21 protein-coding genes are annotated in these 21,239 nt (G+C 66.8%); 5 read left to right on the top strand and 16 right to left on the bottom strand.

Annotated features, from left to right (window positions below; all coding sequences use genetic code 11):
* Positions 1-179: 179 nt before the first annotated feature.
* Both ACR4XW_RS11790 and argG read right to left on the bottom strand, forming a co-directional pair.
* The gene (locus tag ACR4XW_RS11790) at positions 180-1,310 is read right to left on the bottom strand and encodes a 6-phosphofructokinase (RefSeq protein WP_434760751.1); all 1,131 of its coding nucleotides are present in this window, start codon (positions 1,308-1,310) and stop codon (positions 180-182) included.
* A gap of 36 nt (positions 1,311-1,346) precedes the next feature.
* The gene (gene argG / locus ACR4XW_RS11795; RefSeq protein ID WP_434760752.1) at positions 1,347-2,762 is read right to left on the bottom strand and encodes an argininosuccinate synthase; all 1,416 of its coding nucleotides are present in this window, start codon (positions 2,760-2,762) and stop codon (positions 1,347-1,349) included.
* Between the two features lie 77 nt (positions 2,763-2,839).
* Between argG and ACR4XW_RS11800 the strand changes: the two genes are divergently transcribed.
* Positions 2,840-3,886, top strand: coding sequence for a zinc-binding dehydrogenase (locus ACR4XW_RS11800; protein WP_434760753.1), 1,047 nt, complete (start codon positions 2,840-2,842; stop codon positions 3,884-3,886).
* Positions 3,883-4,758, top strand: coding sequence for an oxygenase MpaB family protein (locus tag ACR4XW_RS11805; protein ID WP_434760754.1), 876 nt, complete (start codon positions 3,883-3,885; stop codon positions 4,756-4,758). Before ACR4XW_RS11800 ends, ACR4XW_RS11805 begins: the two co-directional genes overlap by 4 nt.
* A gap of 4 nt (positions 4,759-4,762) precedes the next feature.
* Here ACR4XW_RS11805 and ACR4XW_RS11810 read toward each other — a convergent pair whose 3' ends face one another.
* The 3 genes from ACR4XW_RS11810 to ACR4XW_RS11820 form a co-directional block, all read right to left on the bottom strand.
* Entirely contained in the window at positions 4,763-5,608 is an 846-nt protein-coding gene (locus ACR4XW_RS11810) for a PRD domain-containing protein (protein WP_434760755.1), read from the bottom strand.
* Positions 5,609-5,669: 61 nt separating this feature from the next.
* Complete coding sequence (locus ACR4XW_RS11815; RefSeq protein ID WP_434760756.1) at positions 5,670-7,718, bottom strand: glucose PTS transporter subunit IIA; 2,049 nt, start codon at positions 7,716-7,718, stop codon at positions 5,670-5,672.
* Positions 7,719-7,912: 194 nt separating this feature from the next.
* Complete coding sequence (locus ACR4XW_RS11820; protein WP_434760757.1) at positions 7,913-8,416, bottom strand: hypothetical protein; 504 nt, start codon at positions 8,414-8,416, stop codon at positions 7,913-7,915.
* A 343-nt stretch (positions 8,417-8,759) separates the two neighbouring features.
* Between ACR4XW_RS11820 and ACR4XW_RS11825 the strand changes: the two genes are divergently transcribed.
* Positions 8,760-8,975 (top strand): hypothetical protein, encoded by a 216-nt coding sequence (locus ACR4XW_RS11825; RefSeq protein ID WP_434760758.1) that lies wholly within the window; start codon positions 8,760-8,762, stop codon positions 8,973-8,975.
* A 149-nt stretch (positions 8,976-9,124) separates the two neighbouring features.
* On the opposite strand, the gene ACR4XW_RS11830 is transcribed toward ACR4XW_RS11825, so the two are convergent.
* Genes ACR4XW_RS11830 through ACR4XW_RS11850 form a run of 5 tightly spaced genes read right to left on the bottom strand, consistent with a single transcriptional unit; the run spans position 9,125 to position 13,397 of the window.
* A complete protein-coding gene (locus tag ACR4XW_RS11830; RefSeq protein WP_434760759.1) occupies positions 9,125-9,721 on the bottom strand; it encodes a GNAT family N-acetyltransferase in 597 nt (198 codons plus the stop codon).
* Positions 9,721-10,641: a GTPase Era gene (era, locus tag ACR4XW_RS11835; protein WP_434760760.1), complete on the bottom strand. Its 921-nt coding sequence runs from the start codon at positions 10,639-10,641 to the stop codon at positions 9,721-9,723. The genes ACR4XW_RS11830 and era overlap by 1 nt, the downstream gene beginning before the upstream one ends.
* Positions 10,642-10,666: 25 nt before the next feature.
* Complete coding sequence (locus ACR4XW_RS11840; protein WP_434760761.1) at positions 10,667-12,004, bottom strand: hemolysin family protein; 1,338 nt, start codon at positions 12,002-12,004, stop codon at positions 10,667-10,669.
* Positions 12,001-12,465 (bottom strand): rRNA maturation RNase YbeY, encoded by a 465-nt coding sequence (ybeY, locus tag ACR4XW_RS11845; protein WP_434760762.1) that lies wholly within the window; start codon positions 12,463-12,465, stop codon positions 12,001-12,003. The genes ACR4XW_RS11840 and ybeY overlap by 4 nt, the downstream gene beginning before the upstream one ends.
* Complete coding sequence (locus ACR4XW_RS11850; protein WP_434760848.1) at positions 12,462-13,397, bottom strand: PhoH family protein; 936 nt, start codon at positions 13,395-13,397, stop codon at positions 12,462-12,464. The genes ybeY and ACR4XW_RS11850 overlap by 4 nt, the downstream gene beginning before the upstream one ends.
* Positions 13,398-13,747: 350 nt before the next feature.
* Here ACR4XW_RS11850 and ACR4XW_RS11855 point away from each other — a divergent pair, with 350 nt between their 5' ends.
* Positions 13,748-14,104, top strand: a complete 357-nt coding sequence (locus tag ACR4XW_RS11855) for an EthD domain-containing protein (protein WP_434760763.1) — start codon at positions 13,748-13,750, stop codon at positions 14,102-14,104.
* Positions 14,105-14,171: 67 nt separating this feature from the next.
* On the opposite strand, the gene ACR4XW_RS11860 is transcribed toward ACR4XW_RS11855, so the two are convergent.
* Positions 14,172-15,452: a citrate synthase gene (locus ACR4XW_RS11860; RefSeq protein WP_434760764.1), complete on the bottom strand. Its 1,281-nt coding sequence runs from the start codon at positions 15,450-15,452 to the stop codon at positions 14,172-14,174.
* Positions 15,453-15,568: 116 nt separating this feature from the next.
* Between ACR4XW_RS11860 and ACR4XW_RS11865 the strand changes: the two genes are divergently transcribed.
* Complete coding sequence (locus ACR4XW_RS11865) at positions 15,569-16,249, top strand: queuosine precursor transporter (RefSeq protein ID WP_434760765.1); 681 nt, start codon at positions 15,569-15,571, stop codon at positions 16,247-16,249.
* Here the strand turns inward: ACR4XW_RS11865 and tgt are convergent.
* From tgt to ACR4XW_RS11890, 5 genes are all read right to left on the bottom strand, one after another.
* Positions 16,237-17,460 carry a tRNA guanosine(34) transglycosylase Tgt gene (tgt, locus tag ACR4XW_RS11870; RefSeq protein WP_434760849.1) on the bottom strand — a complete coding sequence of 408 codons (1,224 nt, stop codon included), beginning with the start codon at positions 17,458-17,460 and terminating at the stop codon, positions 16,237-16,239. The two genes, ACR4XW_RS11865 and tgt, sit on opposite strands and share 13 nt — an antisense overlap.
* Positions 17,461-17,465: 5 nt before the next feature.
* Positions 17,466-17,741, bottom strand: a complete 276-nt coding sequence (locus ACR4XW_RS11875; protein ID WP_491777826.1) for an HU family DNA-binding protein — start codon at positions 17,739-17,741, stop codon at positions 17,466-17,468.
* Positions 17,742-17,908: 167 nt separating this feature from the next.
* Positions 17,909-18,646, bottom strand: a complete 738-nt coding sequence (locus ACR4XW_RS11880; RefSeq protein ID WP_434760767.1) for a 16S rRNA (uracil(1498)-N(3))-methyltransferase — start codon at positions 18,644-18,646, stop codon at positions 17,909-17,911.
* A complete protein-coding gene (locus ACR4XW_RS11885; protein WP_434760768.1) occupies positions 18,643-19,749 on the bottom strand; it encodes an ABC transporter ATP-binding protein in 1,107 nt (368 codons plus the stop codon). Before ACR4XW_RS11885 ends, ACR4XW_RS11880 begins: the two co-directional genes overlap by 4 nt.
* A complete protein-coding gene (locus ACR4XW_RS11890) occupies positions 19,746-21,227 on the bottom strand; it encodes an ABC transporter permease (RefSeq protein WP_434760769.1) in 1,482 nt (493 codons plus the stop codon). Before ACR4XW_RS11890 ends, ACR4XW_RS11885 begins: the two co-directional genes overlap by 4 nt.
* Between the last annotated feature and the right edge of the window lie 12 nt (positions 21,228-21,239).

Below are 21,239 nucleotides of genomic sequence, written 5' to 3' on the forward strand. Positions count from 1 at the left end.
CTAAGGGGTGTGGGCCAATGGCACGACGCGACTCCGCAGCGAGGTAGCCGGCCCGATTCTCAGCGGGACTCGCTGCGGCAGGGAAGCAGGAGGTTCACCCATGACACGTTTGCAAGCGTAGTCGCTGCCTCAGCACTGTCAAGGAAGGGCTCACAGGGCGAACACCACCCGGGGAAACCTCAGTCACCCAGCGCGGTGCCGACCTCACGCGCGGCGGTGACCCACGGGTGGTCGGCCGGTACCAGTTTCAGTTTGCCGGCCACCTCGGTCAGCGGCACCGGCTCGGTGCCCTCGCCGCGGGCCGCCACCATGTTTCCGAACTTGCCCTCGGCAACCAGCTTCGCCCCGGCCGTCCCCAGCCGGGTGGCCAGCACCCGGTCGACCGCACAAGGGGTGCCACCGCGCTGCATGTAGCCCAGGATCGACACCCGGGTTTCCAGGCCGGTGGCCTCCTCCAATTGGTGGGCGAGCTTCATCGGGTTCTCCCGATGCCCCTCCTCGACCGCGGCCAGATGCTGTTTGGCCTGGGCCTTCGCCTCGGGGGTGTTGGCGTCCTTGACCAGTTGTTGGGCGGCGGAGTACCGGGTGTAGTCGGACTGCTCCATCGCGCCCTCGGCCAGGGCGACCACCGAGAACCCGCGGCCGTGCGACATCCGCCGCTTGATCTTGGACGCGACCGACTCCACCGAATACGGAATCTCCGGCAGCAGGATCACATCGGCCCCGCCCGCAATGCCGGCACCCAGTGCCAACCAACCGGCCTTGTGACCCATGATCTCGGCCAGGATGATCCGGTGGTGGGAATGCGCGGTGGAGTGCAGCCGGTCGACCGCCTCGGTCGCGATCTCCAGGGCAGTGGCGAAACCGAAGGACGAGTCGGTCTTGGCGATGTCGTTGTCGATCGTCTTCGGCAGGGTTATCACGTCGATGCCCGCCTGCGACAACCGCAGCGCGTTCTTCGCGGTGCCGCCGCCACCGAGCATCACCAACCCGTCCAGCTTGTTCTTCTCGACGTTCTCCACGATCGTCGGGATCATGTCGCGGGTTTCGCCGTCGACGACCATCTTGTGCGGCTTGTCGCGCGAGGTGCCCAGGATCGTGCCGCCCACGGTCAGGATGTTGGCCAGACCGTCCGAATCCAGCTCCACGGTGCGGTTCTCGACCAGCCCGCGAATGCCGTCCCGGAAGCCGACCAGCTCCATGCCGTATTCACTGATCGCCGCCTTACCGAAGCCTCGGATAGCGGCATTCAGGCCCGGTGCGTCACCCCCCGCGGTGAGGATGCCGATTCGTTTCGCCGACTTGCCCATGCTGATCCCTCTCGGTATGCGTGCGGTCGGAAAATGTCAGTCGGTGCCCGACTCCATCGCCGCCCGGTCCAGTAGTTCCTGATCGTCGTCGGGCCCCACGCCTCCGGCGATCGCGCGTGCGCCACCGGCTTCGAGGCCGCCGACGAGTTCGGCGGTGGCTCCGCCGACGATGCCCTGCTGGGCGTACAACTCCAGCCGCGAGCGGGAGTCGGCGATATCCAGATTGCGCATCGTGAGCTGGCCGATCCGGTCCTCGGGGCCGAAAGCGGCATCGCCCACCCGCTCCATCGACAGCTTGTCGGGGTGGTAGCTCAGCGCCGGACCGTCGGTCGACACGATCGTGTAGTCGTCACCGCGACGCAGCCGCAGCACGACCTCACCGGTGATCGCCGAGCCGACCCAACGCTGCAGCGATTCGCGCAGCATCAGCGACTGCGGGTCGAGCCAGCGACCCTCGTACATCAACCGGCCCAGCCGGCGTCCCTCGGAGTGGTAGTTGGCGATCGTGTCCTCGTTGTGGATCGCGTTCAGCAGGCGCTCGTAGGCGATGTGCAGCAGCGCCATGCCCGGCGCCTCGTAGATACCGCGCGACTTGGCCTCGATGATCCGGTTCTCGATCTGGTCCGACACCCCCAGCCCGTGCCGGCCGCCGATCGCATTGGCCTCGTGCACCAGGGCGACGCCGTTGGCGAAGGTCTGCCCGTTGATCTCCACCGGACGGCCCTGCTCGAAGCGGATGCTGACCTCTTCGGTGGTCACCTCGACCGATTCGTCCCAGGTCTTGATGCCCATGATCGGTTCGACGATGTCGACCCCGACGTCCAGGTCTTCGAGGTTCTTCGCCTCGTGGGTGGCGCCCCAGATGTTCGCGTCGGTGCTGTAGGCCTTCTCGGCCGAGTCGCGGTATGGCAGGTCACGGGCCCCGAGCCACTCGCTCATCTCCTGGCGGCCACCGAGTTCGCGGACGAAGTCGGCGTCCAGCCAGGGCTTGTAGATGCGCAGGTTCGGGTTGGCCATCAGCCCGTAGCGGTAGAACCGCTCGATGTCGTTGCCCTTGTAGGTCGACCCGTCACCCCAGATGTCGACGCCGTCGTCCTTCATCGCCCGCACCAGCAGGGTGCCGGTGACCGCACGTCCCAATGGGGTGGTGTTGTAGTAGGTACGGCCGGCGCTGCGGATGTGGAAGGCGCCGCACTGCAGCGCGACCAGGCCCTCCTCGACCAGCGCTTCGGTGCAGTCGACCATCCGGGAGATCTCGGCGCCGTACTCCAAGGCCCGGCCCGGTACCGACTCGATATCGGGTTCGTCGTACTGGCCGATGTCGGCGGTATAGGTGCACGGGATCGCACCCTTCTCACGCATCCAGGCGACCGCCACGGAGGTGTCGAGGCCACCGGAGAAGGCGATGCCGACGCGCTCGCCGACAGGAAGTGAAGTCAGAACCTTGGACATGTTCGCGATCCTATCGCCCAGCGCCCCGGGCTTCTCCCCCGTCCGGCTCGCACGGCGCCCGGTCGTATGGTGGAGCCATGCGAGGCACGGTTCTGCACGGTCCGGGTGATATCCGGCTCGACGAGCGTCCCGACCCGAGCATCCACGCCCCCACCGACGCGATCATCGAGGTGCTGGCCACCTGCGTATGCGGTTCGGATATGTGGTGGTTCCGTGGGGTGCACCGGGCCGACAAGCCCCGGATCATCGGCCATGAGGCGGTCGGGGTGGTGCGGGAGGTCGGCTCCGAGGTACGGACGGTGCGTCCGGGCGATTTCGTGATCACCCCTTTCCTGTGGTCGGACAACACCTGCGCCCACTGCGCGGCCGGCATCACCTCCTCGTGTGCCAACGGTGGCGCCTTCGGCGTACCCGACCGCCACGGGCACCCGGTGGACGGCTGTCAGGGCGAGTTCATCCGCATCCCGCTGGCCGACGGCACTCTGGTGGCGGCGCCACATCCCGAGGACGACGCGATGCTCGCCTCGATGCTCGGCCTGTCCGATGTCACCACCACCGGCTGGCATGCCGCGGTCAGCGCCGGGGTCGCCCCTGGTGACACCGTGGTGGTGGTCGGCGACGGTGCGGTCGGCCAGTCGGCGGTCGCTTCGGCGGTGGCCCAGGGCGCCGAACGGGTGATCGCGATGTCGAAGTACCCCGACCGGCAGGCCCTGGCCCGGGAACTGGGGGCCACCGAGGTGCTGGAGAGCCGCGGTGACCAGGCGGTGGCCGAGATTCTCGATCTGACCGACGGCATCGGCGCCGATGCGGTGCTGGAATGTGTCGGCACCAGCGAATCGCTGAACTCCGCGCTGGCGATGACCCGGCCCGGCTCGAAGGTCGGCTTCGTGGGGATTCCGCACGATGCCAAGCCGCCTTTGGGGTTGATGTTCACCCACAATGTCGGCCTGGCCGGCGGGATGGCCCCGGTGCGCCATTACCTGCCCGAGTTGGTGGCTCGGGTACGGGACGGGTGGACCGCCCCGGGCAAGGTCTTCGACCGCGTCCGTCCGCTCAGTGAGGTGGCCGATGCCTACGCCGACATGGATCAGCGGCGCGCCACCAAGGTGATGCTGCGGCCATGAACCTGCGCCGAAGGCTGGGCGAGGTGCTGCGCGACAAGGTCGCCGGCCCCGACCACGCCGAACGGGCCGACCGCATCTGGGGCACCAGCGGGCCACGCTGGTTCGCCCCGGGTGATCCGATCTGGACGGTGAATCGGGCGCCGACGATGTACCCCGCGGGGATCTGCGCACTGCTGTTGCAGTCCTTGCATCCCTCGGCGATGGCCGGGGTGGCCGATCACAGCGGGTATCGCGGCGACCCGTGGGGCCGGTTGCAGCGGATCAGCGATTACATCGCCACCACCACCTACGGGGTGATCGACGACGCCGAGGCGATGATCGCCCAGGTTCGGCGGATCCACACCTTCATCACCGGCACCCGGGCCGACGGGGTGGCCTATGCCGCCGGTGATCCACACCTGTTGCGTTGGGTGCACGTCGCCGAGATCTATTCCTTCCTGACCGCCCACCAGACCTGGATGCGTCCCCGACTCACCCCGGCCGAGGCCGATCGGTATGTCGCCCAGGCCGGGCTCGCCGCCGGGAAGCTGGGAGCCGAGGGGGTGCCCACCTCGGTACGGGAACTGCGCGACCAACTGGAGGGTTTCGTCCCGGAGTTGGCGTTGACCCCGGCCGCTGCCGACACCGCCCGCTTTCTGCTGCGTGAGGCGCCGCTGCCCGCGCCCGCGCTGCCCGGCTACTGGATGATCGCCGCCGGCGGTATCTGGCTGCTACCCCGCTGGGCCCGGGACATGTTGGATTTCCGGGCACCGACACCGGTCTGGACGCTGGCGCACGGGCTGGGCCGTACGGCCACCGCGGTGCTGGGCTGGGCGCTGCTGACCCCCGAGATCGCCGAGGCCCGGCAGGTACCCTCGGCTCGGGCCGACTGAGAGCTCAGACCGGCTCGCCCTTGCGGGTGACGTTGGCGATGTGCAGGGTCAGGTAGGAGACCTCGTCCTCGCTCAGCCCGCTGCCCATCCGCAGTTCGATCAGGTTCGCCACGCGCTTGGCACAGTCGACCGCCATCGGGTAGGCGTCGCGAATCGCGTCACCGATGATCGACCCGTTGCCGGAGAGTTGTTCGTGTTGTTTGATCCGCACGAACAGGTAGCGCAGGTGGGTGATCAACCGGCCCACCCCGACCGAGTTGGTCTCCAGGTTCATCCCGAAGGTTTCCTCGATCACGGTCACCAACTGCTGAATCACACCGGTCATCTGGTAGGTGAACGACAGGTCGCCGGTGGTGAAGCCGGCATTCACCAGGTGCAGGGCGATCGCGACCGCCTCGGTGTCGGGCAACGGATCACCCAGGCGGGAGTTCAGTTCGGTGAGAATGCGCTCGGCGCGGTCGTATTCCTCGGGGTACAGGTGGGAGACCTCGGCCTGCAGCGGGTAGGTGACCTCCAGGCCGGCCTGTTGGCGCTGCCGGGCGAAGTTGACGTGGTCGGCCAGGGCGATCACGGTGGTGGCGCTCTCGGTGAGGTTCTCTCCCGCCCCGGCGGCCACCATCGCCTGGGTGACCAACAGGATCTGCTCCGGCGGGATACCGGCCAGCAATTCGGCCAGGTGGTCGGGGTCGCGGCCGTCGCTGGGCACGAAGGTGCGCACGATCCGGGACGGGTCGGCGATCTGGCCGGGCTTGGCGTTGAAGCCCAGCCCCCGTCCGGTGAGGATCACCTCGGTACCCGACTCGTCCCGCGCCAGGACGAGGTTGTTGTTGAAGACGCGCAAAATCTCCATGATGCGATCACCCTAAGGGGTGGGACGGGCCATCACGACCCGCCCCACCTCCGGGCGGTGGTCAGCGATTCACCTCCACGACCGCGTCCCCGGCGGAGACCGCACCGACGTGGGTCGAGACCTCGCCGCCCCCGTCGGTGATCGACTTAGTGTTGGTGACGGTCACCAGGGTGGTGGTTTCGTAACCGGCCTTGGTCACCTCGTCCAGATCGACGGTGACGAGCAGGTCGCCCTTGCTCACCCGCTGGCCCTTCTCGACCGCGACGGTGAACCCGGTGCCGTTCATCTGCACCGTGTCGATGCCGATGTGCACCAGCACCTCCACGCCGTCATCGGTCTTGATGCCGAAGGCGTGGCCGCTGCCGGGCACGGTGACCAGTTCACCGTCGACCGGGGAGACGAAGCGGTTGCCGCTGGGTTGCACGCCCACGCCCTCACCCAGGGCGCGGGAGGCGAAGGCCTTGTCGTTCACCTCGTCCAGCGAGATCGCGGTTCCGGCGACCGGGGAGCCGAGCACCGTGGTGGCGGTGGCCAGTGCTGTGGCGGTACCACCCCCGGCAGCGGCCCCGGCCGGGGCGGCGGCCAGCGCGGTGTTGTCATCGGCGGACCCATCAGCGGTCAGGGCGGCGTCACCGGCCACGGCCACTTCCTTGTCCTTGTAGCCGGTGAAGATGATCAGCAGCATCGCCACGGTGAAGGCCACCGCGATCGCGATCATGTAGACCCACATCGGGTCGAAGACCGGGATGGTCAGCAGCGAGGTGAAGGCGAAGGCGTTGGTTTTCACGCCACCGAAGGGGGTGCCCAGGATGGCGATCGTCAGGCCACCGGCCAGACAGCCGATCAGCATCCGCGGGTAGATCCGCTTGAAGCGCAGGTGAATACCGTAGAGGGACGGCTCGGAGATACCGCCGAACAGACCTGCGGCGAGGGCACCGGTGGCGGTCTGGCGCATCACCTTGTCCTTGTCGCGCATCGACAGGAACAGCACACCGGCGGTGGCGCCGAAGCAGGCGAAGTTCCAAGCACCCATCGGGCCCTGAATGAAGTCGTAGCCCAGGGTCTGGATGTTGGCGAGCATCAGCGCGTTCAGCGGCCAGTGCAGGCCCAGCGGCACCAGGAAGGGGTAGACCAGCGGGATCAGGATGGCGAAGACGAAGGGGGCGTTGCCGTTCAACCAGGCCAATCCGGTCCCCAGGCCGGTACCCAGCCAAATCCCCAGCGGGCCGAGTAGGAAGGCGGTGACCGGGATCATCACCAGCATCGAGAAGAAGGGCACGAACACCATCTGCACGTTCTCGGGGAAGATCTTCTGCAGCAGTTTGTAGACCAGCGCGAGCACCGCGACCATGATCAACGGCACGAACACTTGTCCGCCGTAGCCGTTGAGCTGCATCGGCAGGCCGAAGATGTTGGCCACACAGGTCGGGTCGGCGCCGGGGATCGGGCTCGGGGTGCAGACGGTGTCGGCGAACCGGGTGGTGTCGGAGAGGCTGATGAACTCCGGTGTCATCAGAGCGCCCATGATGGTCGCCCCGACCCAGGGGTCGATGTTGAGTTTCTTGGCGGCGTTGTAGGCGACCATGATCGGCAGGAAGTAGAACACCGCCCGCCACATCGCGTCGATGAAGACCCAGCCGGCGGCCTTGTCATCGGCCCGGAAGTCGACCACGCCGAGGGCGTCCAGCACCGCGGCGCCGGCGATGATCAGCGAGGCACCGAGCAACACGCCCAGCACCGGACGGAAGGAGTCGGAGAGGTATTCGAAGAAGGCGTCGAGCCAGGCGACCTTGCCGCGGGCCTTCGACCGGGCGGCGGCCTTCACGTCGGCATCAGACATCGTGCCGCGTGACTTCATCTCCGGCAGATTCATGATGTCGGTGTAGACCGACTGGACGGCCCCGCCGATGACGACCTGGTAGCGGTCGCCGGCCTGGGGCAGCGAGCCCATCACGGCCGGGACGGAATCGAGTGCTTCGGCATCGACCTTGCCGGCATCCTTCAACTCGAAGCGGAGCCGGGTGGCGCAGTGGCTGAGGGCGGCGATGTTGTCGGCCCCGCCGACGCCGTCCACGATTGCTTGGGCGTCGGTCTTGGTGCTGGGTTCCACGGTGAAATCCCTTCGTTCGAACCCGCTCGGGCAATAAAAAAGACCCGAGACGCGGATTCGCATCTCAGGTCTTGCCCCTTGCGGGTAACAACCCTGTGTGAGCACTTCTGCTCGCCGATCAGGTTACTGCCGAACCGGTCGGGTCGTCCAGCCCCCAGCCCGTAAAACTACGAGATGTAGGACACACTGGTGGGTCAGTCGTCCTCCTCCTCGTCCTTGCGCTCCCCGCGGCGCACGAACAGCTTCATGCCGGGCATGCCCTGAACGGCGTGGGCCAGATCGGTGACCGCCTCGAGAATCCGGGTCACGTCGGGGCCGATCTGTTCGACCTGATCGGCCACCCCGGGCAGCCGGTCGACCAGGCTCTTCATCGCCTGCACCTCTTCGTATTCCACGCTGTCGACCACCTGCTTGATGATCGGCAGGGCCTTGGGGGCGATCTCTTCCAGCGGCTGCACCATGGTCTCGGTGCGGTTCACCATGTCCTCGGCCTTGGTCACGATCGCCTCGGCCCGGATCGCCACCTGCTCGGCGTCGGCCCGAGCCCGGTCGGCCCCGTCGATGATCACTTCGGTGCGCGCCACCAAGGCTTCGGCGTCGTCGAGGAGTTTCTCCATCCGACCCACCGCCTTGATCACCCGCGGGACGAGGTCGACAAGCTCCTTGGCCTGCTCGGTACCCAGCTGGGCGACTCGCATCAGTTCGACTGGCGTAGGCAGTTTCATGGCTTCATCATGACGCACCACCCCCGGGCAGGAACACCATTACCGAGCATCCAATCCCGTGCGTGGCTCGGTTTGGTCACCCCCGCGGCCCGCTCAGCAGACGGACGCGCTTGCCGACCGGTGCGGCACTGGGTTAGCTTCTCTGCCATGTTGACGACCGCGCGCCCCGTGCTGTTCCTGTCGTCGGCTTTTTCGGTCGGCTGTTGTCGGTGTTGTCACCGCACCAACTCCTGACCTGACGCCCTGCTGAGACTCGGGCGCTCCCGGGAGTTGGACCTCGTCCCCCTCCCAACAACATCTTTCCCGGAGCCCCGTCATGACTCTCAACCTTGCTTTCGTCGGCGCCAACGCCACCCAGGCCACCCTCGCCCAGTTCACCGCCGAAGTCGGTGTCGGCTTCCGGCTGGTCGCCCAGCGCATCACCCAGATGGAGATCTTCCCGGTCAGCGTCGTCACCGTCGAGTTCGACACCGATTCGGCCGAGGTGCCGCGCTGGTTCGCCGCCCGCGGCATCCATCGCCTCGCGTCCTGACCACACCAGAGTGGGAGCCACCCCCGCCTCCCGTTCCGCACATGCAACCCGTACTCGTTCCTGCGCCACTTAGTTGGCCACGCAGGAGTGAGTACGGGTTGCATCTACGGATGAGGGGACGGATCCCGGCGGTCCCGGGCGCGTGCCGGCTAGTGCTGAGGCGTCGGACGGCGTCGGAGCAGGTATTCCAGTTGCGCCTTCGATTCGGGCCATTCGCCGGCCAGCATCGAGTACCAGTAGGTATCCCGGACGGTGCCGTCGCGGCGGAGCTTGTCGCGGCGCAGTACCCCGTCCAGTTTGGCGCCGAGTCGTTCGATCGCCCGTTGGCTGGCGTAGTTGAAGTTGTCGGTGTGCCACACCATCACCGCCGCTTCGAGGGTCTCGAAGGCATGCGTCATCAGCGCCAGCTTCGTCGCGGTGTTCACGTGGGTGCGTTGCACCGAGGCGCCGTACCAGGTGTAACCGATGCCGATCCGGCTCAGGGGCACGTCGATCGCGTAGTAGCTGGTGCACCCGACCACTCGGTCGGTGTTGGTGTCGGTGACCACGAAGGGCAGCCGGTCCGACTGTTCCACCGCGCCGCGCACGTAGGCCTCGACGGCATCGGGTTCGGGCACCGAGGTGATCCGCAGGTTCCACAGTTCGCCGTCGCGGGCGACCTTGGTCAGGGCCTCGACGTGGTCGAGCGTCAAGGGCTCGATCAGCACTCCCCGCCCGGCCAGGACGACGGGTTCGACCGGCCGCATCAAAAACCCAGCCGGTTGAGGTGTTTGGCGTCGGTCTGCCAGTCCTTCATCACCTTGACCTTCAGCGACAGGTGCACCGGGGTGCCGAGCAGGGCGTTGATCTGTTTGCGGGCCCGGGTGCCGACCTCGCGCAGCCGCGAACCCTGATGACCGATCACGATGCCCTTCTGGGAATCGCGTTCCACCACCATCGTCGCGAAGACGTCCAGTAGTGGTTTGTCCTCGGGGCGACCCTCGCGGGGCAGCATCTCGTCGACCACCACGGTGATCGAGTGCGGCAGTTCTTCGCGCACCTCGTCCAGCACCGCTTCGCGGATCAGTTCGGCAACCAGGGTTTCGGTCGGTTCATCGGTGATCTCGCCGTCGGGGTAGTAGGCCGGTCCCTCGGGCAGCAGCGAGATGATCACATCGGCGACCACCTCGACCTGCTCCCCCGACACCGCCGAACAGGGCACGATGTGCTCCCACTCGATGCCGAGTTCTTCCTCCAGGCCCTGAATCGCCATCAGGTGCCGCCGCATCCGCTCCCCGCCGACCAGGTCGGCCTTGGTGGCGATCGCCACCAGCTTGGGACGTTTGGGCAGTTCGGCGATCTGTTGCACCAGGTAGGTGTCACCGGGGCCGATGCGTTGCGAGGCCGGGAAGCACACCCCGATCACGTCCACCTCGGCCCAGGTGTCGTAGACGATGTCGTTGAGCCGTTCCCCCAGCAGGGTGCGCGGACGATGCAGCCCCGGGGTGTCGATCAGGACGAGTTGGGCGTCCTCGCGGTGCACGATGCCGCGAATCGCATGGCGGGTGGTTTGCGGTTTCGACGACGAGATCGCGATCTTCTGCCCCACCAGGGCATTGGTCAGGGTGGATTTGCCGGCATTGGGCCGGCCCACGAAGCAGGCGAACCCGGAACGGAATTCGGACATCGGTCTCCTTGTCAGGTTCGTTTCGTCAGGTTCGGCGTTGGGCCGATTCGGTGGCCAGGCGGGCCGCCGCCTCCGCCCCGATGTCGTCGGCGTCATCGGCCATCCGGCTGGCCAGGACCGTCGCGATCCGGTTGCGTCGGCCGGTGCCGCGTTCGGCGACCAGTTCCAGGCCCTGGTAGTGCACCACCGAGCCGGGGATCGGCACCTTGTTGAGTTCCTTGGCCATCATGCCGATCACCGAGTCGACGTCCTCGTCGTCGAGTTCCATCCCGAACAGCACGCCGAGTTCGTCCAGCGGCAGCCGGGCCGACACCCGGTACCGCTCGTCGCTGAGTTCCTGCCAGGGGGCGATTTCCTCGTCGTACTCGTCGACGATCTCGCCGACGATCTCCTCGAGCAGATCCTCGATGGTGACCACCCCGGACATGCCGCCGAACTCGTCGACCACGATCACCAGGTGGGAGTGGTTGGTCTGCATCTCCTTCAACAAGGTGTCGGCGGCTTTCGAGTCGGGGCAGAAGGTGGCCGGACGCATCAGCGACTCGACCCGCTCCGACGACTGGGCCTGGGGATTGTCGTACATCCGCTTCATCAGGTCTTTCAGGAAGCAGATCCCGACCACCTCGTCCAGACCGCCCTCACCGACCACCGGAATCCGGGAGAAGCCCGAGCGCAGTGCCAGGGAGGTGGCCTGCCGCAGCGTCTTGTGTGCCTCGATGAAGACCACTTCGGTGCGCGGCACCATCACTTCCTTGACGATGGTGTTGTCGAGTTCGAAGACCGAGTGGATCATCTGCCGTTCGCGGTCTTCGATCAGTTCGCTGGCCTCGGCGAAGTCGACCATCTCGCGCAGTTCTGCCTCGGAGGCGAACGGCCCGTAGTCGAAGCCCTTGCCGGGGGTGAGTGCATTGCCCACCCAGATCAGCAGCTGGCTGATCGGGCCGAGGACGGTCGCCATCACGCTGACCACACCCGAGGTCAGCAGTGCCACCCTCAGGGCGTGTTGCCGGCCGAGGGTGCGCGGCGCGACCTCCCAGGCCAGGAAGGACACCAGCACCATCACCCCGCCGGCCACCAGTAGTTGCAGCCAGGTTCGGTCGACGTATTCGAAGATCACCAGGGCGAAGATCACCACGCACACCACCTCGAAGGCGGTACGCACCAGCAACACCGAGTTCACATAGGGGTGCAGGTCTTCGGCCATGTCGACCAGCCGTTGGGCGCCGCGGCGTTCCTCCTCGACCAGGGCCTTGGCCCGGGAGCGAGTGAGATTGTGCAGGGCCGATTCGATCGCGGCCAGCACCCCGGCCAGTATCGCGAGTACGCCGGCGACCGCCAGCAACACGATGTGGGTGGTGCTCATGGTCGATGTTTGTCCCAGGCGGCCAGGAGGCGGTCCTTCAGCCCGAACATCTCGGCGTGTTGGGCCTCGGTGTCGTGATCGAAGCCGAGCAGGTGCAGGATGCCGTGCACCATCAGGTACTCCATCTCCTGCTCCGGACGTCGGCCGTTCTCGGCGGCCTGCCGGTCAGTGACCTGGGGGCACAGCACGACATCGCCGAGCACCACCTCGAGGTCGTCGGTCTCGTCGTCGGGGTCGTAGCCGGGACGCAGTTCGTCCATCGGGAAGCTCAGCACATCGGTCGGGCCGGATTCGCCCATCCACTGTTCGTGGTAGGAGGTCATCGCCGCTTCGTCGACCAGCAGCAGAGACAGCACCGCCTGGGGGTGCACCCGCAATTCGGTGAGCACGAACTCGGCCAGGGCGACGAGGTGCTTCTCGGAGATCTCCGCCCCCGATTCGTTGGTCAGTTCAACAGTCATCGGCGGGCCTGCTTGTCGTCGGTGGCCTCGAATTGGTCGTAGGCGGCCACGATCCGTCCCACGAGCTTGTTGCGCACCACATCGCGGTTGGTCAGTTGGCAGAAGGTGATGTCGTCCACCTCGTCCAGGATGGTTTGCACCATCCGCAATCCCGAGCGGGTGCCGCGCGGCAGATCGACCTGGGTGACGTCGCCGGTGACCACCATCTTGGAACCGAAGCCCAGGCGGGTGAGGAACATCTTCATCTGCTCCATCGAGGTGTTCTGTGCCTCGTCGAGGATGATGAACGCATCGTTCAGGGTGCGGCCGCGCATGTAGGCCAGCGGGGCGACCTCGATGGTGCCCGAGGTGAGCAGCTTGGGAATCGAATCGGGGTCGATCATGTCGTGCAGGGCGTCGTAGAGCGGACGCACATAGGGGTCGATCTTGTCGCTCAGGGTTCCGGGCAGGTACCCGAGACTTTCCCCGGCCTCGACCGCCGGACGGGTCAGGATGATCCGGTTGACCTCTTTGCGCTGCAGGGCCTGAACGGCCTTGGCCACCGCCAAGTAGGTCTTGCCGGTACCGGCCGGGCCGATACCGAAGACCACGGTGTGCTTGTCGATCGCGTCGACGTAGCGCTTCTGGTTCAAGGTCTTGGGCCGGATCGTGCGGCCCCGGTTGGACAGGATGTTCTGGGTGAGCACCTCGGCGGGGCGTTCGTCCTCGGTGGTGCTGTCCATCATCGACACCAGGCGCTCGACGGTGTCGACCGAGAGCCCCTGGCCGGTGCGCAGGATGGTGATCATCTCGGTGATCACCTCGGCGGCCCGGGCCTGATCGGCGTCCGGGCCCGAGAGGGTGATTTCGTTGCCCCGGACGTGAATATCGGCGGCCAGTTCCCGTTCCAGGGTGCGCAGGAATGCGTCCCGCGGGCCGAGGACGTTGACCATGTTGATGGACGCGGGCACGGTGATCGACCGGCTGTCGCTTCCGATCCGGGTGAGTTCTGGACTGGTCAGGATTCCTCCACGTGACGGGTGTTGAGCGCCAGTCTAGCTACTCCGGGCGCCCCGGCACCCGCCCTTTTGCTGATTTCCGGCCCCGTCCGCCTCGGTTCGGGGTGGGTGGGCGGACCAAAACCGGCAACTCAGAACCCGACACACCGGTGAATTCCGCCAAAACGCCTGCTGAGTGACCGGTTTTGGTACCCGTGCGCCGGTACCCCTGACCGGGAATCACCAGCGGCAACGGCCGACAGCGGTGTCAGGCTGGGCCACACGACAAGGGGAGGGTTCTTTCGATGACCGTTCGCGTGATGGCCCTGTTGGCCAAGCATCCCGACATCAGCCGGGAGGAGTTCATGGAGTACTACCGCACCCAGCACGCGGTGTTGATCAAGCAGATCGCCGACGAGATCTGCGGGTACGAACGCAACTTCGTGGTGCACACCGACGTGATCCGCGGCTCGGACGCCCCCGAGCTGGACTTCGACGTGGTGACGATCATCGACTACCCCAACGAGGAGGCCTATCAGGCCGCCCTGGCCAAACAGCAGTCCCCCGAGGGCCGCAAGGCGATCCACGAGGACGAGCTGAATCTGTTCGATCAGAGCAAGCTGCGGTACTTCCGGGTGGACGTTCAGCGCTCGGAGTTCTGATCCGACCTGAAACGCCGACAGCGGCCTCCCCCGAAGGGAAGACCGCTGTGGACGGTACGGAGAAGAATCAGCCGGGGTAATCCCGGGCGGCCTCACCGGTGTAGACCTGACGCGGACGGTTGATCTTGTTGTCCGGGTCCTTGACCATTTCGCGCCACTGGGCGATCCAGCCCGGCAGCCGGCCGAGGGCGAAGAGCACGGTGAAGTAGTTCTCCGGGAAGCCCATCGCCTCGTAGATCAGACCGGTGTAGAAGTCGACGTTCGGGTACAGCTTGCGCTCGATGAAGTAGTCGTCGTTGAGCGCGGCTTCCTCGAGCTGCAGAGCCAGGTCGAGGAGCTTGTTGTCGGTGCCACGCGACTTGAGGATCTCGTCGGCGTGCTTCTTGATGATCGCCGCACGCGGGTCGTAGTTCTTGTAGATCCGGTGTCCGAAGCCCATCAGCTTCACGCCGGACTCACGGTTCTTGACCTTCTTGACGAACTCCTTGACGTCCATGCCGGACTTGTCGATGTCCGACAACATCTCCAGCACGGCCTGGTTGGCGCCACCGTGCTTCGGGCCGCTCAGGGCGTTCACGCCGGCGGCGATCGAGCTGTAGATGTTCGCGTCGGAGGAACCGACCATCCGCACCGTCGAGGTGGAGCAGTTCTGCTCGTGGTCGGCGTGCAGAATCAGCAGCACATCGAGACCGCGGACGATGGCCGGGTCGAGTTCGTAGTCCTCGGTCGGCGAACCGAAGGACAGGCGCAGGAAGTTCTCGACGTAGGACAGCTGCGTCTTCGGGTACAGGAAGGGCTCACCCACGGAGTTCTTGTACGCGTACGCGGCCAGGGTCGGCATCTGGGCCAGCAGGCGGCTGGTGGCCTTTTCGATCTGCTCGTCGTCGCTGACCGAGAGCACATCGGTGGAGAAGGTCGACAGGGCCATCAGGCCGGCCGACAGCACCGGCATCGGGTGCGAGCGACGCGGGAAGCAGCGGAACAGGTCGCGCATCCGCTCGTCGATCATCGCCCGGCGACCGCCCAAGCCCTCTTCGAAGTGGGTCAGTTGTTCCCCGGTGGGGAGTTCGCCATAGATCACCAGGTACATCACCTCGGTGAATGTGGACTTCTCCGCGAGTTGCTCGATCGGGTAGCCGCGGTAACGGAGGATGCCCTCGTCACCGTCGATGAAGGTGATCGCCGACCGGCAGCTGGCGGTGTTGGTGAAACCGGGATCGAGCGTCACATTGCCGGTAGTCTTCAGCAGCTGATTGATCTGGTAGCCGTCGTTGCCTTCAGTAGCCTTCACTACCGGGAGCTCGACGGTGTGGTCACCGTGATTCAGCGTGGCTGTGTCCTGGGACATATCCCTCCTTGATCCGGGGTGCGGTCATACCCTATGCCACCCAAGGAGCTGGTTTCACCTCGAGCCGCGACTGTGGACACCCCACAAAAACGTCCGGCCCGGTACAGTCGCGGTTCGTGACCCCACCACCGACCCGAGTACGCCGCGGAAACTACGACATCGTCGTGGCGGGATTCTGTGCCCTGCTGTTGATCTCGAACATCGGGGCCACGAAATTGATCGAGTTCGGGCCGATCATCACCGACGGTGGGGCGTTCCTGTTTCCGCTCACCTACATCCTGGGTGATGTGCTCGCCGAGGTGTACGGACTGCGGCGGGCTCGGCGGGCGATCGTGCTCGGTTTCGCGTTGTCGATCATCGCCTCGCTGACCTTCCTGCTGGTGTTGATCTCTCCACCGGCGGCCGATTGGCCCAAGCAGGAAGCCTGGGAGGCGGTGCTGGGCTTCGTCCCGCGGATCGTCGCGGCCTCGCTGGTCGGCTATCTGGCGGGCCAGTTGCTGAATGCCTGGGTGCTGGTGAAGATCAAACAACGCACCGGCGAGCGGAGCCTCTGGGCCCGACTGATCGGTTCCACCCTGGTTGGTGAGGCGGCCGATACCGTGCTGTTCTGCACGATCGCCTTCGCCGGGGAGGTGTCGGGGGCGACGCTGCTGAACTACATCGCGGTCGGGTACTTCTACAAGGTGCTGGTGGAAGCGCTGTTGTTGCCGATCACCTATCGGGTGGTCGCCCTGGTGCGGGCCCATGAACCGGACGATGTGCTGGCCGAGGCAGTGCCGCCGGTTCAGCGGGCGTAGTACCGGCCCAAGAAGTCTTCGCGCAGGGCGTCGAAGTCGCCGTTGTCGATCGATTCGCGGATGGTGTCGACCAGCCGGATCACGAACCGCTCATTGTGGATGGTGCACAGTGTCGCGGCAAGCATCTCCTTGGCCTTGAACAGATGATGCAGGTAGGCGCGGGTGTAGTTGCGGCAGGTGTAACAGTCGCAATCGGCATCGATCGGAGCGAACGACCGTCGGTGCGCCGAGGTGTTGACGTTGAACCGGCCGTCGGGGGTGTAGACCGCGGCATTGCGGGCCACCCGGGAGGGCTGCACACAGTCGAAGGTGTCGGCCCCGGCCGCGATCGCGGCGAACAGGTCGTCGGGTTCGGAGATCCCGAGCAGGTGCCGGGGTTTGTTCTCGGGCAGTTCCTCGCTGCACCACCCGACGATCGTGCCGAGGTTCTCCTTCTCCAGCGCACCGCCGATACCGAAGCCGTCGAATCGGGTGCCGTCGACGTCCAACTCGGCCAGGCCGCGGGCGGCTTGCCGGCGCAGGTCTTCGTGTTGGGCGCCCTGCACCACCCCGAACAAGGCCTGGTAGGGCTTGCCGGTGCGCTGCTCGGTGAGTTCGCGGTGGGCGCGCAGGCAGCGTTCGGCCCAGGCGTGGGTGCGGGCCACCGAACGTTCCTGATACCCGCGGGTGTTGCGCAAGGTGGTCAGTTCGTCGAAGGCGAAGATGATGTCGGCGCCCAGTTCGTGCTGGATGCGCATCGAGATCTCGGGGGTGAACCGGTGCGGGTCACCGTTGATGTGCGAGGTGAAGGTGACCCCGTCGTCGTCGACGTGGGCCAGCCGGGTTTTGCCCTCGGCGATCACATCGTCGTCGGCGACCCCGTCGTGGTCCATCGCCAGGACCTTCTTGAACCCGACCCCGAGGCTCATCACCTGGAAGCCGCCGGAGTCGGTGAAGGTCGGGCCCGGCCAGTTCATGAACCGGCCCAGGCCCCCGGCTTCGTCGACGATGTCGGAGCCGGGTTGCAGGTAGAGGTGGTAGGCGTTGGCCAGTACCGCCTGGGCACCGACCGCGGCCACCGCTTCGGGCAGTACCGCCTTGACGGTGGCCTTGGTGCCGACCGGAATGAAGGCGGGGGTGTGGATCTGCCCGTGCGGGGTGGAAATCACCCCACTACGACCGAGCCCGCCCGGCAAAGCCGAGCGGGTCTCGAAATCGAAGCTGGTGTTCAGCGCTGTCAGCCCTTGACGGCGCGCTTGAGGGTGGTGCCGGCCGAGAGCTTCACCGACTTGCCGGCCGGGATTTCCATCTCGGCACCGGTCTGCGGGTTGCGTCCCTTGCGGGCGGCGCGGTCGACGACCTCCATGGTCAACAGACCCGGGATCTGCACCTTCTCGCCGGCCTTGGCGGCCGACTCGAGGGTTTCGCCGAAGGCGTCGATCACCGAGGCGGTGTCCTTCTGGGTCAGACCGGTCTTCTTGGCAATCGCTTCGACGAGGTCCTTGCGCTGCATACTTTCCTCCTGAGACAGGTAGGGGCTCAACGTTCCATCGGACGTGTGCCCGATCGTTGGCGACAGTAGTTGAATTTCCGCATCACACCAAGGATTTCGGGGCCTGATCGGGCGTGTTGCCGGGTTTTTTGGCCCGGATCGGGGCAATTCGGGGCTTTTCGGCCCCTTCAGCGGGTGGTCAGCACCTGTAGTTGGGCCAAGCCGACCACGCCGGCGGTGGAGGTGCGCAGCACCCCGTCCGACAGCAGGACGGGCCGGGCCCCGGCCGAGATCAGCAACTCCAGTTCCTCATCACTGATGCCACCTTCGGGGCCGGTGATGAACAGCACCTCGCCCTGTTCGGGCAATGGCAGCTCGGCCAGGGGGGCGGTGGCGGTCTCGTGCCAGATCAGCGCCAGGTCGGCCGCCGCCACCCGCGGCAGGAGCTGTTTGGTGGTCATCGGGCCGGTGACCTCGGGAATCCGCAGCCGGCGGGATTGTTTCGTCGATTCGCGGGCGGTGTTGCGCCACCGGGCCAGTGCTTTGGGTGCCTTCTCGGCCGACCAGCGGGCGATCGAGCGGGACGCCTGCCAGGCGATCACCTCGTCGATGCCCTGTTCGGTGAGCATTTCGACGGCCAACTCCGAGCGATCACCCTTGGCGATGGCCTGTACCGCCACCCAGCGGTGGGCGGCGGGTGGACGCCGGCGGTGCTCGTCGACCTCGATGGTGAGGGTGTCTTTGCCGGCGGCGGTGACGGTGCCGGCCACCGCGAATCCGTCGCCGTCGCCGATCACGACCCGTTCGCCGGGGCCGATCCGGCGTACGGTCGCGGCATGCCGGGCCTCGGGGCCGGTCAGGGTCCAACTGTCCCCCACCCGGGGTGGTCGGCCGTCGAAATCGGCCAGGAAGAGGGCCTCGGTCATGCGTCGGCCGGCAGGTCGAGCGATTCGGCGCCGACTTCGTCCGCCGCTGTCGCAGCATCGGGGAGGACGCCCTCGGGCAGGGGGTCCAGCCCCACGGCGGGTCCGGTGATTTCCAGGCCGACCCGCTGGCCGGGTTCGGGAATCAGTCCGGCTCCGGCCATCACCCGGGCGGCGATCAGCCGGTCACCCACCAGGACGCGGACGGTGGTGTCGTGGCCGTGGTATTCGAGTTCATCGACCTCGCCGTTGATCTCGGCACGTTCTTCGGTGAGCCGCACCTGTTCGGGACGGATCACCACATGGGCGCCGGAGCGTTCGGTGGCCAGCGTGCCCAACACGGTGTGCACCTGTCGGGGGTTCGGCCGGTCGAGCACCTCGAGCACATTCGCCTCACCGACGAAGCGGGCCACCCATTCGTCGGCCGGTTGCCGGTAGATCTCCGAGGGGGTGCCGCACTGACGGATCTGTCCGGCGTTCATCACCGCCACGGTGTCGGCCATCGACAGGGCCTCACCCTGATCGTGGGTGACCAGAATGCCGGTGGCGCCGTCGGCGTCCAGGGCGGCCCGGACGTCCTTGCGCAGCCCGACGCGCAGGGCGGCGTCCAGGGCGCTGAAGGGTTCGTCCAGCAGGACCAGGGGCGGACGCGGGGCCAGGGCACGGCCCACCGCGACACGTTGACGCATGCCGCCGGAGAGTTCCTCGGGGCGGCGGTCGGCGAAACCGGGCAGGCCGACCAGTTCCAGGCACTCCTCCACCCGGGCCCGTCGGGCGGTGCCGCTCATCGAGGTCAGTCCGAAGCCGACGTTCTCGCCCACGCTCAGGTGCGGAAACAGGGCCCCTTCCTGGGGCACGATCGCGACCTGGCGGCGGTGTGCCGGCAGGTGGGTGCCGGTACCGGCCACCAGCCGGTCGCCGATGCGGATCTCACCGGCGTCGATACGTTCGAAACCGGCCATGCAACGCAGCAGGGTGGTTTTGCCGCAGCCCGAGGGGCCCAGCACCGCCATGAACCCGCCGGCGGCCAGTTCCAGGGAGACATCGCGCAGCACGGGGTTGGCGCCGAAGGACTTGTCGACGCCTCGAATCTGCACGTTGCTCACGTAGCCGCCTTCCCGACGATGCCGGCGCGGTGCACCAGAACCCACATCGGCACCGCCGCCAACAGGATCAGCAACACCGCATAGGGTGCCGCTTCAGCGTAGCGCTGATAGGTCGTGGCACCCCACAACTCGGTGGCCAGGGTGTGCAAACCGGTGGGACGCAGCATCAACGTGGCGGGGAGTTCTTTCATGCAGGCCAGGAAGGCCAGCGCCGCCCCCGCCCCCAGGCCGGGGGTCAGCAGGGGCACGGTGATCCGCCGGAACCGGGCCAGGGGCCCCACGCCGAGGCTGGCGGCGGCCTCCAACAGGCCCGGGGAGGCCTTCGCCGCGGCGGTGGCGATCGAAGCCAGGGCGAGCGGAATGAACAAGGTGGCGTAGGCGAAGGCCAGCAGCCAGGTGGTTTGGTACAGCGGACGCACCAGGTTGATGCCCAGGTACACCAGCGACAGGCCGACCACCACCCCGGGCAGGCTGTGGCCGAGGTAGGCGGCGCGTTCGGTCCACCGGGCGATCCGGCCGGGTGCGTGGGCCGCGAGCACACCCAGCGGCAGGGCCAACACCACCGTGGTCAACGCCCCGGCCGCCGACACCCCGACCGAACCTAGCGCGGCACTGATCAATCGGGCGGCCGAATCGGGACGGGAGGTGCCCTCGAGGAACCAGTCGATGGTGCTGGCGATCGGCACCCCCAGGGTGAGCACCCCACCGGCGAGGATCACCGCGAAGACCGCCCAGCGGGCCTTGCCCAGGCGCAGGGTGGTGCGCGGATGGCTCAGGTAGATGGTGTCCAGCCGGGCCCCGCGGCGGCGCACGATGGCTTCGATCAGCAGGAACAGCACCGTGATCAGCAACAACACCGTCGACAGGCCGAAGGCGCTCTGCCGGTCGAAGCCGGCGCTGAAGGCGGTGAAGATGGCGCGGGTGAAGGTGTCGACCCGCAGAATCGCCACCGCGCCGAAGTCGGACAGCACGTACAGCACCACCAGCAACAGTCCCCCGGCCACCGCGGGACTGACCTGCGGCAGGGTCACGCGCAGCAGCACCGAGACCGGGGAATGGCCGAGGCTGCGGGCGACTTCTTCCTGGGAGACGTCGGCCTGGGCCATCGCCGCGGCCACCGGCAGGAAGACATAGGGCGTGCTGTAGAGGGTGAGCACCACCACCGCCGACCAGAAACCGTCGAACTGTGCCGGTGACCCCCACAGGTTGCCCACGGTGAGCCAGTTGAAGGCGGCCACATAGCTCGGGATCGCCAGCGGCAGGGCCATCAGCACCGCGAAGAAGCGCCGGAACGGCAGATCGGTGCGGGTGACCAGGAAGGCACACACCCCGGCCAGCAGGGTCGCGGCGAAGCCCACCACCGCAGCCAGCAACAAGGTGGTGGCGGTCAACCGGCCGACCCGCGGCGTCCACACCAACTCCCACCATTCGCCCGGCCCGGTACCGATCGTGCGAATGATCAGGTAGCCGATGGGCAACAGCGCAACCGC

Origin of the sequence: Pseudenemella bisphenolivorans, from assembly GCF_051133435.1 — a bacterium.
Lineage (GTDB): Bacteria > Actinomycetota > Actinomycetes > Propionibacteriales > Propionibacteriaceae > JAAYAO01.